Origin of the sequence: Histidinibacterium aquaticum (assembly GCF_008710275.1) — a bacterium.
In the GTDB taxonomy this organism is placed as follows: Bacteria; Pseudomonadota; Alphaproteobacteria; order Rhodobacterales; family Rhodobacteraceae; genus Oceanicola; species Oceanicola aquaticus.
In genome coordinates this window covers 49,866-65,766 of the sequence record NZ_VYQE01000005.1, presented here as the reverse complement: position 1 = coordinate 65,766, position 15,901 = coordinate 49,866, and the positions used below count along the sequence as shown (strand labels likewise).

15 protein-coding genes are annotated in these 15,901 nt (G+C 67.2%); 9 read left to right on the top strand and 6 right to left on the bottom strand.

Annotated features, from left to right (window positions below; all coding sequences use genetic code 11):
- Positions 1-9 precede the first annotated feature (9 nt).
- Entirely contained in the window at positions 10-696 is a 687-nt protein-coding gene (locus tag F3S47_RS15680) for a response regulator transcription factor (RefSeq protein WP_150446247.1), read from the bottom strand.
- 157 nt (positions 697-853) lie between these two features.
- Between F3S47_RS15680 and ribA the strand changes: the two genes are divergently transcribed.
- The 3 genes from ribA (at position 854) to F3S47_RS15665 (ending at position 3,500) form a co-directional block, all read left to right on the top strand.
- Positions 854-1,936, top strand: a complete 1,083-nt coding sequence (ribA, locus tag F3S47_RS15675) for a GTP cyclohydrolase II (RefSeq protein WP_150446246.1) — start codon at positions 854-856, stop codon at positions 1,934-1,936.
- Positions 1,937-2,004: 68 nt separating this feature from the next.
- On the top strand, positions 2,005-3,006 hold the full coding sequence (locus F3S47_RS15670) for an LLM class flavin-dependent oxidoreductase (RefSeq protein ID WP_150446245.1): 1,002 nt from the start codon (positions 2,005-2,007) through the stop codon (positions 3,004-3,006).
- Positions 3,006-3,500: a L,D-transpeptidase family protein gene (locus F3S47_RS15665; RefSeq protein WP_150446244.1), complete on the top strand. Its 495-nt coding sequence runs from the start codon at positions 3,006-3,008 to the stop codon at positions 3,498-3,500. The genes F3S47_RS15670 and F3S47_RS15665 overlap by 1 nt, the downstream gene beginning before the upstream one ends.
- Here the strand turns inward: F3S47_RS15665 and F3S47_RS15660 are convergent.
- Positions 3,497-4,156: a YggS family pyridoxal phosphate-dependent enzyme gene (locus tag F3S47_RS15660; protein ID WP_150446243.1), complete on the bottom strand. Its 660-nt coding sequence runs from the start codon at positions 4,154-4,156 to the stop codon at positions 3,497-3,499. The genes F3S47_RS15665 and F3S47_RS15660 overlap by 4 nt on opposite strands.
- 243 nt (positions 4,157-4,399) lie before the next feature.
- On the opposite strand from F3S47_RS15660, the gene F3S47_RS15655 reads away from it, so the two are divergent.
- From F3S47_RS15655 to holA, 5 genes are all read left to right on the top strand, one after another.
- On the top strand, positions 4,400-5,602 hold the full coding sequence (locus F3S47_RS15655; protein ID WP_150446242.1) for a porin: 1,203 nt from the start codon (positions 4,400-4,402) through the stop codon (positions 5,600-5,602).
- A 139-nt stretch (positions 5,603-5,741) separates the two neighbouring features.
- Positions 5,742-6,203 carry a DUF3576 domain-containing protein gene (locus F3S47_RS15650; RefSeq protein ID WP_150446241.1) on the top strand — a complete coding sequence of 154 codons (462 nt, stop codon included), beginning with the start codon at positions 5,742-5,744 and terminating at the stop codon, positions 6,201-6,203.
- Positions 6,204-6,279: 76 nt separating this feature from the next.
- The gene (gene leuS / locus F3S47_RS15645; protein WP_150446240.1) at positions 6,280-8,850 is read left to right on the top strand and encodes a leucine--tRNA ligase; all 2,571 of its coding nucleotides are present in this window, start codon (positions 6,280-6,282) and stop codon (positions 8,848-8,850) included.
- Positions 8,837-9,325: an LPS assembly lipoprotein LptE gene (gene lptE / locus F3S47_RS15640; RefSeq protein ID WP_150446239.1), complete on the top strand. Its 489-nt coding sequence runs from the start codon at positions 8,837-8,839 to the stop codon at positions 9,323-9,325. The genes leuS and lptE overlap by 14 nt, the downstream gene beginning before the upstream one ends.
- On the top strand, positions 9,322-10,350 hold the full coding sequence (gene holA / locus F3S47_RS15635) for a DNA polymerase III subunit delta (RefSeq protein ID WP_150446238.1): 1,029 nt from the start codon (positions 9,322-9,324) through the stop codon (positions 10,348-10,350). Before lptE ends, holA begins: the two co-directional genes overlap by 4 nt.
- A 96-nt stretch (positions 10,351-10,446) precedes the next feature.
- On the opposite strand, the gene F3S47_RS15630 is transcribed toward holA, so the two are convergent.
- The 3 genes from F3S47_RS15630 to F3S47_RS15620 all read right to left on the bottom strand — a co-directional run bounded on the left by F3S47_RS15630 (position 10,447) and on the right by F3S47_RS15620 (position 13,562).
- Complete coding sequence (locus F3S47_RS15630; RefSeq protein ID WP_150446237.1) at positions 10,447-10,701, bottom strand: hypothetical protein; 255 nt, start codon at positions 10,699-10,701, stop codon at positions 10,447-10,449.
- An 87-nt stretch (positions 10,702-10,788) separates the two neighbouring features.
- Positions 10,789-11,433, bottom strand: a complete 645-nt coding sequence (locus F3S47_RS15625) for a YjbF family lipoprotein (protein ID WP_191090215.1) — start codon at positions 11,431-11,433, stop codon at positions 10,789-10,791.
- Positions 11,434-11,441: 8 nt separating this feature from the next.
- A complete protein-coding gene (locus tag F3S47_RS15620) occupies positions 11,442-13,562 on the bottom strand; it encodes a YjbH domain-containing protein (RefSeq protein ID WP_150446235.1) in 2,121 nt (706 codons plus the stop codon).
- A gap of 238 nt (positions 13,563-13,800) precedes the next feature.
- On the opposite strand from F3S47_RS15620, the gene F3S47_RS15615 reads away from it, so the two are divergent.
- Entirely contained in the window at positions 13,801-14,715 is a 915-nt protein-coding gene (locus tag F3S47_RS15615) for a glutathione S-transferase family protein (protein WP_150446234.1), read from the top strand.
- On the opposite strand, the gene F3S47_RS15610 is transcribed toward F3S47_RS15615, so the two are convergent.
- A complete protein-coding gene (locus F3S47_RS15610; protein ID WP_150446233.1) occupies positions 14,678-15,880 on the bottom strand; it encodes a TIGR03862 family flavoprotein in 1,203 nt (400 codons plus the stop codon). The genes F3S47_RS15615 and F3S47_RS15610 overlap by 38 nt on opposite strands.
- Positions 15,881-15,901: the final 21 nt, after the last annotated feature.

Here is a 15,901-nt window from a genome sequence, read left to right as displayed (position 1 = left end):
GTTCGCCCGTCAGGCGACGAGCCGGTATCCGCCGCTCTCGGTCACCAGGAGCCGAGCGTTCGAGGGATCGGGCTCGATCTTCTGGCGGAGCCGGTAGATGTGCGTCTCGAGCGTGTGAGTCGTGACGCCAGCGTTGTAGCCCCAGACCTCGTGCAGCAGCACATCGCGCGGGACCACGCCCTCGGTCGAGCGGTAGAGGAACTTGAGGATGTTCGTCTCTTTCTCGGTGAGACGGATCTTCTTCTCTTCCTCGGTCAGCAGAAGCTTCTGCGCAGGCCGAAAGGAATACGGGCCGAGCTGAAACACCGCGTCCTCGGACTGCTCGTGGGTCCGCAGCTGGGCGCGGATGCGGGCCAGCAGCACCGGAAACTTGAAGGGCTTGGTCACGTAGTCGTTCGCGCCCGCGTCGAGCCCGAGGATCTGGTCGCTGTCGGTGTCGTGGCCGGTCAGCATCAGGACGGGAGCCTTGACCCCCTGCTTGCGCATCAGCCGGCACAGTTCCCGCCCGTCTGTGTCGGGCAGACCCACGTCGAGGATCACCAGGTCGTGGTGCTGCTCCTTGGCCTTCTGCATCGCCTCGGCCCCGGTCGACGCCTCGAAGACGTCGAAGTCCTCGGTCATAACCAACTGCTCGCTCAACGCCTCGCGGAGGTCCTCGTCATCGTCGACGAGCAGGATCTTCCTGAGTTGTCCCATAAGGCTTCCTCCTTATCACTGGCGCGTGAGATGTGAGGCAGACACGTCACGGACAAGGGATCTGACGCGGGGTTCACGCGGACGTGTGGTGACAATCGCAAATGTTTCATACCCGGGCGCTTCGGGCTATCTCGCGAAGGCAAAACGAGGGGGCGGCATGGGATTCGCGCCGGACAAGACGGAACTCCTGGCCCGGGCACGGGGCGACCTGCGCATGGGCGTGCCGGTCGTCCTCGCGGCCGACGACGGCGCGGCGCTCGTGATGGCGGCTGAGACGCTGACGCCCGACCGCCTCGCCGCCGCCAAGGCGCTGGGCACCCCCGTGCTGGCCGTGACAGGGCGGCGCGCGGCGACCCTCAAGGCACGGGCCTACGACGGCGACGTGGCGCGGGTGGTGCTCCCGTCGGATGCCGATCCCCGATGGGTCGCGGCCGTGGCGGATCCCGCAGGCGACCTCGCCGCGCCGATGAAGGGCCCTCTGCTGACCGAACGCGAGGGACCGGCCCACCTTCACCGCGCTGGGATCTCGCTCACCAAGGCGGCGCGCCTCCTGCCCGCGGCGCTCGTCGTCCCGATCGAGGACGGAGAGGCGCTCGCCCGCGCCGAGGGCCTGACGCTTCTGCAGGCCGGCGACGTCGTGCCGCTCGGCGTCTCACCCCTTCACCGGCTTGTCTCGGCCCGCGTTCCGCTGGAATTGGCCGAGAGATCGCGGCTGCACATCTTCCGGCCCGACGACGGCGCGGAGGAGCACTACGCCATCGAGATCGGCGATGCCGACCGGTCGAAGTCCGTGCTCTGCCGCCTGCATTCCGCCTGCTTTACGGGTGACCTGCTCGGGTCGCTCAAGTGCGACTGCGGCCCCCAGCTGCGCGCCGCCCTCGCGCAGATGGGCGCAGAGGGCGAAGGCGTGCTCCTCTACCTCAACCAGGAGGGACGCGGCATCGGCCTGGCGAACAAGATGCGGGCCTACTCGCTGCAGGACCAGGGCTTCGATACCGTGGAGGCCAACCACCGGTTGGGCTTCGAGGACGACGAGAGGGATTTCCGCATCGGCGCCGAGATCCTGCGGCGGATGGGCTTCGGCTCCGTGCGGCTGATGACCAACAACCCGGCCAAGGTCGAGCGCCTTCGCGGCGAGGGGATCGAGGTGACCGAGCGCGTTCCGCTGAAGGTCGGCGAAAGCCGGTTCAACCATCACTACCTCCAGACCAAGGCGGCGAAGTCGGGTCACCTTCTCTGAAACTGAACCGAGCGGTCTGGAACGGTCGGACCCGCACCCCTAGGTTCGAGGGGACGAAAGGAGCCGTCATGCGCCATTCCATTCTCGACCTCGCGCCCGTCCCCGAGGGGCAGGACACCGCGACGGCGATCGCCAATACTGTCGATCTCGCCCGGCACGCCGAGCGACTGGGCTACCACCGTTTCTGGCTCGCCGAGCATCACAACATGCCGGGCATCGCCTCCGCCGCGACCTCGGTGCTGATCGGCCACGTCGCCGACGCAACCTCGACCATTCGGGTCGGCGCGGGCGGTATCATGCTGCCGAACCATTCGCCGCTCACCATCGCGGAGCAGTTCGGTACGCTGGCGACGATTCATCCCGGACGCATCGACCTCGGGCTCGGACGCGCTCCGGGCGGCGACATGGCCGTGGCGCGGGCCCTGCGCGTCACGCGTGAGGCCGCCGAGCGCTTTCCCGAATCAGTCATGGAGCTGCAGTCCTACCTCGGCCCCGCGCAGCCCCAGGCGGCCGTGCGCGCGCATCCCGGCGAAGGGACGAACGTGCCGATCTGGATCCTCGGCTCGTCGCTCTTCGGAGCCCAGCTGGCGGCGCATCTCGGCCTTCCCTATGCCTTCGCCTCGCACTTCGCCCCGGACGCCCTGATGGATGCGCTGGCGATCTACCGGCGGGACTTCCGGCCCTCGGCGCAGCTCGAACGGCCCTACGCCATGGTCGCGGTCAACGCCTTCGCCGCGGAGACCGACGAAGAGGCCATGCGTCTTCGCACCACCATGCAGCTCGCCTTCGCACGCCTGCGGACCGGCAGACCGGGCAAGCTTCCCGCCCCGGTGGACGACATTGACGCCGAGATCGGCGCGGGCATCCGCCAGGGTGTCGACCAGGCGCTGCGCGTTTCGGTGACGGGCACCAAGTCGACGATCCGTGACCAGTTCGCGCGCATCATCGAGGCGACCGAACCGGACGAACTGATCCTAACTGGCCAGATTCACGATCACGCCGCGCGGCTGCGCAGTTTCGAGATCGCGTCGGAAGCGCTGTCGGAGCTCGGGACGCAGGCGGCCGCCTGATGCAGCCCGGCGACATGGTCCTGACGCCGCGCGGGCTCCGGGTGCGCGGGCGCACGCTGCCCTGCGCCATCGGGCGCGGCGGAATGACCGGTGACAAGCGGGAGGGCGACGGGGCCACCCCACGCGGGACGCACGGTATCGTCGGCCTCCTCTATCGCCCCGACCGGCTGGCGAGGCCGACCGACTGGGCCGTACCGATCCGGCCCGGGGACCTCTGGTCGGACGACCCGGCGGACGAGGACTACAACCTTCTTGTCCGCGCCCCCTATGACGCCAGCCACGAAGCCCTGCGGCGCCCCGATCCGCTGTACGATCTGATTCTGCTGACCGACTGGAACTGGCCCCGCGCCGAACGCGGCCGCGGATCGGCCATCTTCCTGCACACCTGGCGCAAGCCGCGGCACCCCACCGCCGGCTGCGTCGCCCTCTCGAGGCCGAATCTCCTCTGGCTCGCGCGCGGCCTCCGGCCCGGCGACCGCCTGATCGTGCCCTAGGCTTCGGCCTTCGGCCGCTCGCCGAAGATGGCCGAACCGACGCGGACGTGAGTCGCACCTTGGGCGATGGCCCTCTCGAAGTCCCCGCTCATGCCCATCGAGAGCCCATCGAGCCCGTTCCGATCCGCGATCTTCGCCAGAAGTGCGAAATGCAGAGCGGGCTCCTCCTCAACCGGCGGAATGCACATGAGCCCGGCGACCGGCAGGTCGAGCGACCGGCACTCCTCGACGAACCCATCCGCCTCGGCGGGTAGCACTCCTGCCTTCTGCGGCTCTTCACCCGTGTTGATCTGCAGGAAGAGCTCCGGACACCGGCCCATTTCCTGGGCGAGCCGGGCGATGGTCCGTGCGATCTTCGGCCTGTCGACCGAGTGAATCGCGTCGAAAAGCTCCATCGCGCCGCGGGCCTTGTTCGACTGCAGCGGCCCGAGCAGATGCAGTTCGACACCCTCGAACCGCTCCTGCCAGGCCGGCCATTTTCCCTGCGCCTCCTGCACCCGGTTCTCTCCGAACAGGCGATGGCCCTCGTGGAGAATCGCCTCGACGCGTTCGGGCGGCTGCAGCTTGGAAACCGCGATCAGACGCACGGATCCGGCCTCCCGGCCCGCGCTGACCTCCGCGGCCTCCACGCGCTTTCGAATATCCTCGAGGGACATGCCAACCTCCTGTCGCCGCACCATATTCCTCTTCGACCCTTGCCACACGTCTCGCGGCGGCACTCCGGAGCGCCGCGCGAGCCCTCGGGGCCGGCCACAACTGTGTGGCGTTAGTGCATCATTTCCGGGGCACTGTCCAAGCCGCGAACCCTCCGGTCTTGAGTGTGCAAGGGCTTCCGAGCAAAGACACTTTCAATGCTGGTGCAACTGGCATTCTCGGGAATGCAAACACGAGGGAATATCATGAAAAGCATCCTCCTCGCTTCCGCCTCGATCGTCGCTTTCGCGATCGCCGGCGCTGCGCAGGCCGAAGTGACGTTTGGCGGTTCCGCCACGCTCGGCTTTAACGACGACGACGATGGCGACGAAGGCACCCCCGCCTCCAACGCTGTGGACGATCACGACGGCTTCTACTGGGATGCGACGATCACCATCGCCGCCACCCAGGACCTCGACAACGGCCTGACCGTCGGCTTCTCCTCCGAGTTCGACATCGCTGACGACAACCTGGGCCTCGACCTCGAGTCCGGCTCCTACGTCCTCTCGATGACCTCCGAGATGGCCTCGCTGTTCTACGGCGACACCGCCTTCGCCGCCGAGACCTACTACGAAGGCGTCGGCGACCTCGACTCCGACGGCTTCTCCGAAGCCGACGGCGAGACCGTCCTGCGCGGCGAAGCCATGTTCGGCGGCTTCACGCTCGGCATGTCCTACGTGATCGCGGACGCTGACGGCGACCACGTCGGTGACGACGCCAATGTCGATGGCGATGTCGACCAGCTGTCGCTCGGTGCCAACGGCGAGTTCGGTAACTTCACGGTCGGCTTTGCCTACCAAGAAGAGTCGGACGCGAACGGCCCGCTGGTTGGTGATGGCGTTGCCGACAACGGTGAAGCCGGTGAAGGCACCGACGTCTACGATCCGGTTGACACGAACGGCGACTTCAACACCGACGAGATCTTCGCGATCTTCGGCAGCACCTCCGTTGCCGGTGCCGACATCTCGCTGGCCTACGCCTCCAACGAGACCCAGGACACCACCTCCACCGGTGTGGGCGTCTCCTACCCGGTCGGCCCGGTTGTCCTCGGCTTCGAGTACGGCTTCAACCCCGACAGCCTCGACACCTACGAGCTGATGGTCGGCTACGCCAACGGCCCCGTCACGGTTGACGCTTCCTACAGCGACAACGAGGACGGCACCGACGAAGAGTACTCCGTCGACGCCTCCTACGATGCCGGCAACAACCTCACCGTCTTCACCGGTGTGCACGGCGGCGAGGACAACACCGACGAGCTCGACTACTACGTCGGCGGCACCCTGGGCCTCTCCGACGCGGCCAGCATGACCGTGTCCTACGCGGTTGACGACGACGAGTCCGAAGAGGACGAGATCGGCGCCCCCGAGTACCAGCAGGGCACCACCGTCGAGTTCTCCTTCGACTTCTAAGTCGACACGGAACTGCAACAGGTCAGAGCGGTCCTTCGGGGCCGCTCTTTCCTTTTGGGGACAAGGCTTTCGCGAGACTTGTCCGGCCACGGTCAAGCGGATACACAAATTCGCAACCGGGACGAGGAGAGGGACTGACGTGCGGGCAAAAGCGGTTCTTGGCCACGGCACCATCCTTGCCGCCCTGCTAGCGGTTTCGGGCTGCGGCTCCCTCGGCTCCATTGGGTCCGGACCCTCGCTGGGTTCGGCTCCCGGCACGGCGGCCCCCGCCACGCGGCAGGCGACCCGGACCCGCGGCGCCGAGCAGGTCGCGGTCAACCGCTACCTCTGGCAGGCGTCCCTCGATGTCCTGAGCTTCCTGCCCATCGAGTCCGTCGACCCCTTCACCGGCGTGATCGTGATGGGCTACGGCACGCCGCCCGGCAGCAGCCGCGCCTACCGGGCCACCGTCTACGTCTCCGATCCCGCGCTCGATGCCCGGGCCCTCAACGTCGCCATCGCCACCCGCTCTGGGCCGGTGGCGCAGGAAACGACCCGCGCCGTCGAGGATGCGATCCTCGCCCGCGCCCGGGAAATCCGGATCCGCGACGGTCGCCTCTGAGGCCTTCTCCGGCGGTCTGGAAACTCCGCGCGGCCCGGGCTAACAGGGCCTCCGAGACACCAGCCGAGGACCGCCAATGTCGCGCTACGACCCCGCCCTGATCGAGCCCAAGTGGCAGGCCGCCTGGGACGAGGCCGAGACCTTCCGCGCCGTCCGGTCCGAGGACAAGCCGAAGTACTACGTCCTCGAGATGTTCCCCTACCCGTCCGGGCGCATCCACATCGGCCACGTGCGCAACTACACGATGGGCGACGTCATCGCTCGCTACAAGCTCAGCACCGGCCACAATGTCCTTCACCCCATGGGCTTCGACGCCTTCGGGATGCCGGCCGAGAACGCCGCGATGGCTTCCGGCGGGCACCCCAAGGATTGGACCTACGCCAACATCGACACGATGGTCGCGCAGATGAAGCCGCTGGGATTCGGCCTCGACTGGTCCCGGATGTTCGCCACCTGCGACCCGGAGTACTACGGCCAGCAGCAGGCGCTCTTCCTCGACTTCCTGAAGGCCGGTCTCGTCTACCGCAAGAACGCCGTGGTGAACTGGGACCCGGTCGACATGACCGTACTCGCCAACGAGCAGGTGATCGAGGCCAAGGGCTGGCGCTCCGGCGCCGAGGTCGAGCGGCGCGAGCTCACCCAGTGGTTCTTCAAGATCTCCGACTTCGCGGGCGAGCTGCTGGAGGCCATCGACGGCCTCGACGACTGGCCGGCGAAGGTGAAGCTGATGCAGGCCAACTGGATCGGTCGCTCGCGCGGCCTCCAGTTCGCGTTTTCCACCGTCGATGCCCCCGAGGGCTTTGACCGGATCGAGGTCTATACGACCCGGCCCGACACACTGATGGGCGCGAGCTTTGTGGGGATCTCCCCCGATCATCCCCTCGCCCGGCAGCTCGAGCGGCACGATCCCAAAGTCGCCGCCTTTTGCGCCGAGGCCCGGCGCGGCGGCACGACGGAGGAGGCGCTCGAGAAGGCCGAGAAGCTCGGCTTCGACACCGGCATCACCGTGCGGCATCCCTTCGACACCGCCTGGGAGCTGCCGGTCTACATCGCCAACTTCATCCTGATGGACTACGGCACCGGCGCGATCTTCGGCTGCCCGGCCCACGACCAGCGCGACCTGGACTTCGCCCGCAAGTACGAGCTGCCCGTCCGCTCGACGTTCGAGCCGGTGGAGGCGACCGAGTTCACCCCGCCCGAGGAGGGCGGCCCCGCCTACGTCCCGCCCAAATCCGAACAGGTCAAATATATCAATGGCTTGGAAGGCGTCCAAATTTGGACGGGCGAGGAGGGCGTCGAGCGAGCCGTCGATTTCTGCGAGTCCCACGGCGTCGGCCAGGGCGTCACCAAGTACCGGCTGCGCGACTGGGGACTCTCCCGGCAACGCTACTGGGGCTGCCCGATCCCGGTCGTCCACTGCGAGGCCTGCGGGACCGTTCCCGAGAAGAAGGAGAACCTGCCGGTCCGGCTTCCGGACGACGTGAGCTTCGACGTGCCTGGCAACCCCCTCGACCGCCACCCGACCTGGCGCGACGTGCCCTGCCCGCAGTGCGGCGCCCCGGCGCAGCGCGAGACGGACACGATGGATACCTTCGTCGACAGCTCGTGGTACTTCGCCCGCTTCACCGCGCCGCGCGCCGAGACGCCGACCAGCATGGAGGATGCCTCTTACTGGATGAACGTCGACCAGTACATCGGCGGTATCGAGCACGCGATCCTGCACCTGCTCTACTCCCGCTTCTTCGCCCGGGCGATGCACATCACCGGCCACCTGCCCCAGACCGCGATCGAGCCCTTCGACGCGCTCTTCACCCAGGGCATGGTCACCCACGCGATCTACCAGACCAAGAGCCCGGAGGGCCGCCCGGTCTACCATTACCCCGAGGACGTGGTGCTGCGTGACGGCAAGGCCTTCCTCAAGGATGGGACGGAGGCCGAGATCATTCCCTCTGCCAAGATGTCGAAGTCCAAGAACAACGTCGTCGACCCGCAGGACATCGTGCGCACCTACGGCGCCGACACGGCCCGCTGGTTCGTCCTCTCCGACAGTCCGCCGGAGCGCGACGTGGAATGGACCGCCGCCGGCGCAGAGGCCGCGCATCGGCATCTGTCCCGGGTCCACCGGATCGCGACGGAAATCGCCGGTGCCCCAGAGCAGGGCGAGGCCGGTGCCGACGAGGCGCTGCTGAAGGCCATGCACAAGTGCATCTTTGACGTGAAACAGGGGATCGAGAGCTTCGGCTTCAACGCCGCCATCGCGCGCCTCTATGCCTTTACAGGCACCCTGCAGAAATCCGCGGCCGGTCGCGCCGCCAAGACCGAGGCTGCCAAGACACTCGCCCAGCTCATGGCCCCGATGACGCCGCACCTGGCCGAGGACGTCTGGCACATGCTCGGCGGTGAGGGCCTCGTCGCAGAAGCCACCTGGCCCAAGGCGGACGAGGCGATGCTCGTCGAGGACAGCGTGACCCTGCCGATCCAGGTGAACGGCAAGCGGCGCTCGGAGATCACGGTCGCCAAGGACATGCCGAAGGACGAGGTCGAGAAGGTCGCGCTCGCTGACGAGGCCGTTCAGCGGGCACTCGAAGGCGGCGCACCGAAGAAGGTGATCGTCGTCCCCGGACGGATCGTGAATGTGGTCCTCTGACCGCCTCCCCCGTCGGGCCGTCCTGTTGGGCGGCCTGACGCTCCTGGCCGGCTGCGGGTTTTCACCCGTCTACGGCCCCGGAGGCGCGGCCGCGCCCCTTCTCGGAACGACGGCGGTCGAAGCCCCTGCGACGGAGGCGGGCTACCGCCTACGGCTCCGGCTGATCGACCGGCTGGGGCCCTCCGAGGCGCCGACCTACCTGCTTTCCGTGGATCTCGATATCCGCGACGCGGCGGTGGGCGTGACCTCAGAGCAGGAGACGACCCGCTACAACCTGCCCGGCGCGGCGACCTATCGGCTGACCGACGTCGCCACGGGCATCGGGGTTGCGAGCGGCACGGTCGATGGCTTCACGAGCTACTCGGCGACCGGAACCTCGGTCTCGACCTTCGCCGCCGCCGAGGACGCCCGCCAGCGCCTGGCCGTCGTGCTTGCCGACCGCATCCTCGACCGGCTCGCGGCTGCGCTGACATGAAACTCTCTCCGAGAGAGGCCCCGGGATATTTCCGCAATCCCGATCCGAAACGGCCCGGCATCCTGATCCACGGGCCCGACACCATGCGCGTCGCGGCCCGGCGGCAGGAGGTCCTCGCGGCCCTGACCGGGCCCGAGGGCGAGGCGGAGATGCGCCTGACCCGCCTCCCCGCCAGTGACCTGAGAAAGGACCCGGCGGCCCTCATCGACGCCGTGAAGGCCCAGGGCTTCTTTCCGGGCCAGAGGGCGGTCTTCGTGGAGGATGCCGGCGACGGCGCCGCTCCGGCGCTCTCAGCCGCGCTTGAGGACTGGCGTGAGGGGGACGCTGTGATCGTCGTGACCGGCGGGCAACTCACTCCGCGCGGGGCGCTGCGCAAGCTGTTCGAGGGGCATCCCGGAGCCTATGCGGTCGGCATCTACGACGATCCGCCGGATCGCGAGGAAGTCGCCAGGATGCTCGCCGAGGCGGGGCTGACCCGTCTCAGCAAGGACGCGGAGGAGGCGCTCGGCGCGCTCGGCCGCGAGCTGCCGCCAGGTGACTTCAGACAGACCCTCGAGAAGCTCGCGCTCTACAAGCATGGAGATGAGACGGAGGCGAGTGCCGAGGAGGTCGCACTCGTCGCACCGCAAGCCCCCGAGGCGGAGCTCGACGAATTGCTCGATACGGTGGCCTCGGGGCGACGCGAAGAGATCGGACCGGTCCTGCGGCGGCTCTCCGCGCAGGGCGTTCAGCCGGTCACTCTTTGTATCGGGGCCGTGCGTCACTACCGGAGGCTGCACCAGGCGGCCTCGGACCCCGGCGGGCCCGGCTCCGGCGTCGCGAAACTGCGACCGCCGGTCTTCGGGCCCCGCAGAGACAAGATCGTTCGACAGGCGCAGGGCCTCGGAGTGGTGAAGCTCGAGGCCGCGCTGACGATCCTAACCGATACCGACCTGCAGCTCCGCTCTGCCTCCACGGCGCCCCAGGCTGCCCTGATGGAGCGGGCCCTCGTCCGGTTGGCAATGTTGGCCTCGCAGGGACGCTGAACCGCAGGCGCGCAACGCGACACCCGAAAACGAAAAAGGCGGGCCGTCTGGCCCGCCTTCCCCGTTCGGCAAACTGCCGAGAAGAACTAACCGAGATTATTCGGAGTCCGGGGTCTCGTCGTCCTCGTCGTCGTCTTCCGACGCGGCAGCCACAGCGGCGATCAGGCCGAGGGGCAGAAGGACGCCGGCGGCGCCGCCGCCGAGGGAACCGAGGGAACCCAGCGAGCCGGTCGGAGCGGGCTCAACGGGGGCCGGCGGGGGAACAACGACGATCTCGTCGTCGAAGCCGCCAGCAAAGGCAGAACCGGACACGGCGATGAGGGCCGCAGCGGTAATGGTGCAAAGGCGCATATGTTTTACTCCAGCAGGTGCATAGTTAGACCACAGCTTGGTTAGCATCCGGCGAGCAGAGCCTCAAGCCATAACTGCTTCTTCGCCCTACAGTCTTTCACTGTCAAGGTAACCAACCGGCGGGGAAATCAGCTGTCGTGACTTCCACACCACACCGTCCTGACCCACCCAAAAGGTGTTGGTGAAACGCTGCAAACCTGATTCGCAGCTTTCCTCATATTTCACTGTATCATAGGAGCGCTCGTAGATGGTGATACGCTCGGATCCCGCGCTCTGGACGGCACATTCGTAGCGGTAGCGGATGATCTGATCATTGCCGTCAAGGTACTCGTGGGTGCGAACGGCGGTGCCGCCGCCCTGTCGCAGCGCGGCAACAGTTCCCGAGACATCGGCCGCCATGAGGTCCGGCCCGAGGCCCTTAGTCGCGATCAGGATGCCGTTGCGGTAAGTCGCCGAGACCCCGTCTTCTGCGACCCAGGTTTCGGCACCTCGATTGGTCCCTGCCTGTTGAAGCAGCGCCAATGCCCCCCGGGAAGGCACTCCTGCAAGGATGAAATCCTGGCCTGATTCCTCGATCGCCTGTCGGCTGAATTGCGGCCGCGCCGCAGCGCCGGATTCGCCCTGATTGAAAATGGCATCTCTCAGCGACCGGATTACCGAGAGATTCTCCTCGTTTCCGGATCCGCAGGCGGAGAGCGTGAGTGCGCCAATAAGCGGAGCAAGTATCCTCATTCTCCGGCTCATCTCCAGAACCTCCCCCAAGTCTCCTGCATTTCCGACGGGTGGCTGTCTCTGATGACGTCGTACAGGCGCCCGTCCACCGAGAGCCGCGCCCCGCCATCGCGCTGGAGCGAGCGCAGAGTTGAGCTGTACTCTTGGCGCGTCGCCGTTCCGATGGTCCAGTCGGTCGGGATGGTGATGCGCAGGCCCTTGTCGAAGGACCCTTCCCCGAAGTCCTCGTAGCTCACGTCCGTGCGTGTCACAAAGGCGCCGACTTTCCACCCGTTCGCGAATTCGCGGTCGAGCGAGATCGTCGCGCCCCAGTCGCCTGCCAGGTAGCGCCCAGCGTCGAGCTGGGCATGAAAGCCGTTGCCGAGATCGTAGTAGGCCGACGCGTGACCGGTCCAGACGTCGTAGTCCTGGAAGTCGAAGAGAACGTCGAAGTCCCTTTGCCGAGCGTAATTGACCTCCGCGCCCAGGGCCAGACGGCTGTCGACGGGCTTCCAGAGGAGCTCGCTCGACAGGCCGCCGAACATGCGTTCGAGGTAACCCACCGTGACGCGGCTGTAGAGGTTCTCGGCGGGTCGCCCGTAGTGCGCGACCTGGAGTCGGTTGATGGTCGGGTTGCGGTCGCGGCCATAAAGGTCGGCATTCGTTCGCACCGGGGGGAGGGCCGAACCGGAGCTGGCCTCGTCTTCCGGACCGACGACCTCCTGGCGGACCAGACCGCTCACCACGAGGTTCGGCTGAATGTAGTAATCCGCCGAGAACTGCAGGCCGATGCTCGCGGAGATCGGCTGGTCAGGGTCGAAGTATCGCGGCGTGATGTATGGACCGATCCCGTAGTCGAAGCGCGGACGGTCATTCTGCACATCGACGAGACCCGCATCGGTGTTCGCGGCATCGGAGAACTGCGTCCGCTCGAAGAGCCGCTGGCTCGCGCCGACTGTGTTCTCGAGTTCCTCGATGTCCGAACGGCGGAAGGTCGCGCTACTCGTCGGAATGCCCGCCCGAACCGGCTCCAGCGTGATGAGTTCGATGGACGGGGGCAAAGCCTGGGTGAGGATCCGGGTGATCCGTCCCATAGCCTGCGCCTCGGTCCGGTACTTCGTGTTCGTGTATCGGATCCGAACCTGCCGGTCCGTCAATTCGACCGCCGACACCGACTGACCCTCGGTATCGAGCGTATCCACGATAAGCTGGCGCAGGGTCGCCTCCGGCAACCGGCCGCGGTCCCAGGTTTGCGCAGCGCGAACCTCGGCCGCGCGGACTGCCACCGGCACGGGGGCCGGGTCACGGCGGCCATAGGTGGGTCGGTCGTTCGGATTGACGGTGAACGTCGCAGAAAGGCCCAGGGTGTTGCCGTTCAGATAGGCCGCCTGGAGGATGTAATTCTCGCGCGGCTGATAGGTCAGCCCGAAGTTCAGGGGCGACTCCGGGTCATAGGTCCCTGCTTGGCTCTCGCGGGCATAGGCATCGGAGGAGTACTCGACGACGCCCGTAAGCTCTTCGGTCAGGCGGTACTCGATACCGCCGAAAACGGCCGCGTCCCCGCGAAAGAAGGCTTCCGTCGACACCGTACCGCCCTCTTCGAAAAAGGCGTCGTCCTGCCGCGGCCGGTCTTCGAACCGGTCGTCGATGACACCGAGGGGGTTGTCGAACCCGCCTTCGGTCCCGAGGCGCCCCCAGCCGAGGCCGGCAGTCACGCGGAGGTCTGGGCCGAAGGTCTTGGTCGCCGCGATGTACTCGCCGGAATAGCGCCCCGTGCCGAGAAAATCGCGAAGACCGACAGTCATCGCCGGGGTATAGCGTCCCTCGTCCAGGAAGCGGAACCGCACGTCGAAGCTGCGATCGTAGGTTGCGCCGCTTTCGGGGCCGCTGAATTCATCGAGGCGTGAATACCGGAAGCTGCCCCCGAGGCGATCCGTGATCTGAAAGCTCAGCGTACCGCGCTGCTGAAGATCGAACCCGCCGAAGGTCAGCGAGAACTGACCGTCCGGGTCCGAGGCACCCGACGGCATCTCGATCAGACCTGGATCACCGTATAGCGTGTAGCTCGGACGCCAATCCGACTGAGCCTGAAGCCCGGCCGCCGCCAGCGTGGCCGCGCCCGCCAGGATGGTCGTTGTTTTCAAGCGCATGCATGTCCCCCGGCCCGAACCAGTGGGTTGTGCTTAATGCAAGAGACCCTGAGTGAGAAGCCGTCGGGCGCGCCTGCAGACGAATTTTGCGGCGGACCGCCGGAACGGGCCGCTCGGCATGTGGCGGGTTGCCGTGGCGGGCCGTCGGTCCATGTGCCCCAAGCGGGAGGCCTTCGGATGCCGCCGCACCGTCCCGCGTCGGCGACTTTCGATGCCGCACAGGGCGAGGAGTGACAGCATGGGCGTGATGGTCGAGGGCGTTTACCACGTCGAGGACGAAGGTCCCCGGACCGCCTCCGACGGGAGCTTCAGGCGTGAGCCTTCCAATCTCCGCGAATGGATCGGGACACCCGGCCACCCTGCCGAAGCCGGCCGATACCACCTCTTCGTCGCCTGGAATTGCCCCTGGGCGCACAGGGCGCTGCTGACCCGCGCCCTTCTGGGCCTCGATAAGGCAATTTCGGTCTCCTACGCCCGCCCGAACAGGACCGACCAGGGCTGGGTCTTCGATCCGGACGGCCCCTATTCCGACCCCGAAATCGGCGTGGAGGCGCTGCACGAGGTCTATGCCCGTCATCCCGAGCCCTACACGGGCCGCGTCACGGTGCCTGTCCTCTGGGACCGGGAGAGGCAGCGGATCGTCTCGAACGAGTCGGCGGACATCGTTCAGATGCTGGGCCGCTTCGAAGGCACACCCGTCCTGCGCCCCAAGGGTCTCGAGCGCGAGATCGATACATGGAATTCGCTCATTTACGAGCGGATCAACAACGGCGTCTACCGGGCCGGTTTCGCGAAAACCCAGGACGCCTACGATGCCGCGGTGAAAGTTCTCTTCGAGACCCTCGACCGCATCGAGGCGAGCCTCACCCACCACGACTGGCTCTGCGGCGAGCGGTTCACCGAGGCCGATTTGAGACTGTTCCCGACGCTGGCGCGGTTCGACGTCGCCTACCACTACGCCTTCAAGTGCAACATCCGGAAGCTCAGCGAATATCCCGCGCTCTGGCGCTACGCGCGGCACATCTACCACCTGCCCGGTGTCGCCAGAACCGTCGATTTCGACATCTACAAGCGCGGCTACTTCTCGAAGTCCGAACTTCGGAACCCCCTCGGGATCATCCCCGCTGGTCCGAAGGTCGACTGGTCGCTCTGAGCGCCGCCGCCCGGCCCGCGTGCCGGCCCGTCGCGAGGCAGGCGGAGAGCAGATACCCACCCGTCGGCGCCTCCCAATCGAGCATTTCCCCCACAGTGTAGACGTCCTCACGGCCCCGCATCATCAAATTCGCATCTAAAGCCTCAAGACGGACTCCGCCGGCGGTGGAGATCGCCTCGTCCAGTGGACGGAGGCCCTCGTGCCTGACCGGCAGAGCCTTGATGAGCGGTGCGAGATCGTCCGGAAAGGGACGCCCGAACGCGTTGAGCATGGCCTGGCGCGCCGGATCGAGCCCGGCACTCCGGCGGAGATGGTTGGCGAGGCTTGCCTTGCCTCTCGGACGGGAGAGGGCCTTGCGTAGCTCGGCGACATCGCGGTCGGGCGCGAGGTCGAGAAACAGCGGCGTGCCCTCCCGCACCGAGCGGCTCACGGCGTAGATGCCGCCCCCTTCCAGTCCGCGCTCGGAGATCACGAACTCGCCACGGCTCACGACGTGCCCGGCGGTCAGGGCGCAGCCCTTCACGGGTCGTCCGATGTGAGAGGTCATGTGACGAGACCACGTCACGCGCAGCCCCGCGTTGGCCGGGGCGAAGGGCGCGACCGTGCCTTCCGGCATGGCCCCGGCCCAGGCGCCGTCCGACCCGAGACGGCGCCAGCTGGCGCCGCCCATGGCGAGGACGGTGACCTTGGGCTCGACGAGCCTCGGTCCCTCGGGTGTGTCGAACCGGCTGGCGTTCCCCTCCCAGCCGCTCCAACGCCAGCGCCTGCGGAGCACGACGCCGTGCGCGTCGAGCCGTGCGAGCCAGACGCGCAGGAGCGGCGAGGCTTTCATCGCTTTCGGAAAGACCCGTCCGGTCGATCCGGTGAAGAGCGGTTGGCCCAATCCCCGCGCCCAGTCCATGACCTCGTCCGGCCCGAAGGCGGCGAGGATCTCGCGAAACCACTCGGGCAGCGGGCCGTAGGCCTCCAGAAAGCGCGCCATCGGTTCGGCTTTCGTAAGATTGAGCCCGCTCTTCCCCGCCATGAGGAGCTTGCGCGCCGGCGACGGCATGCCTTCAGCCACGAGGACGCGGAGCCCCGCCTCCGCCATCACCTCGGCGGCCATCAGGCCCGCCGGGCCAGCACCGACGACCAGCGCGTCGGGGTTGTCCTGAGGCTCTGACATCCCACTTTCCTGACCCGCAGC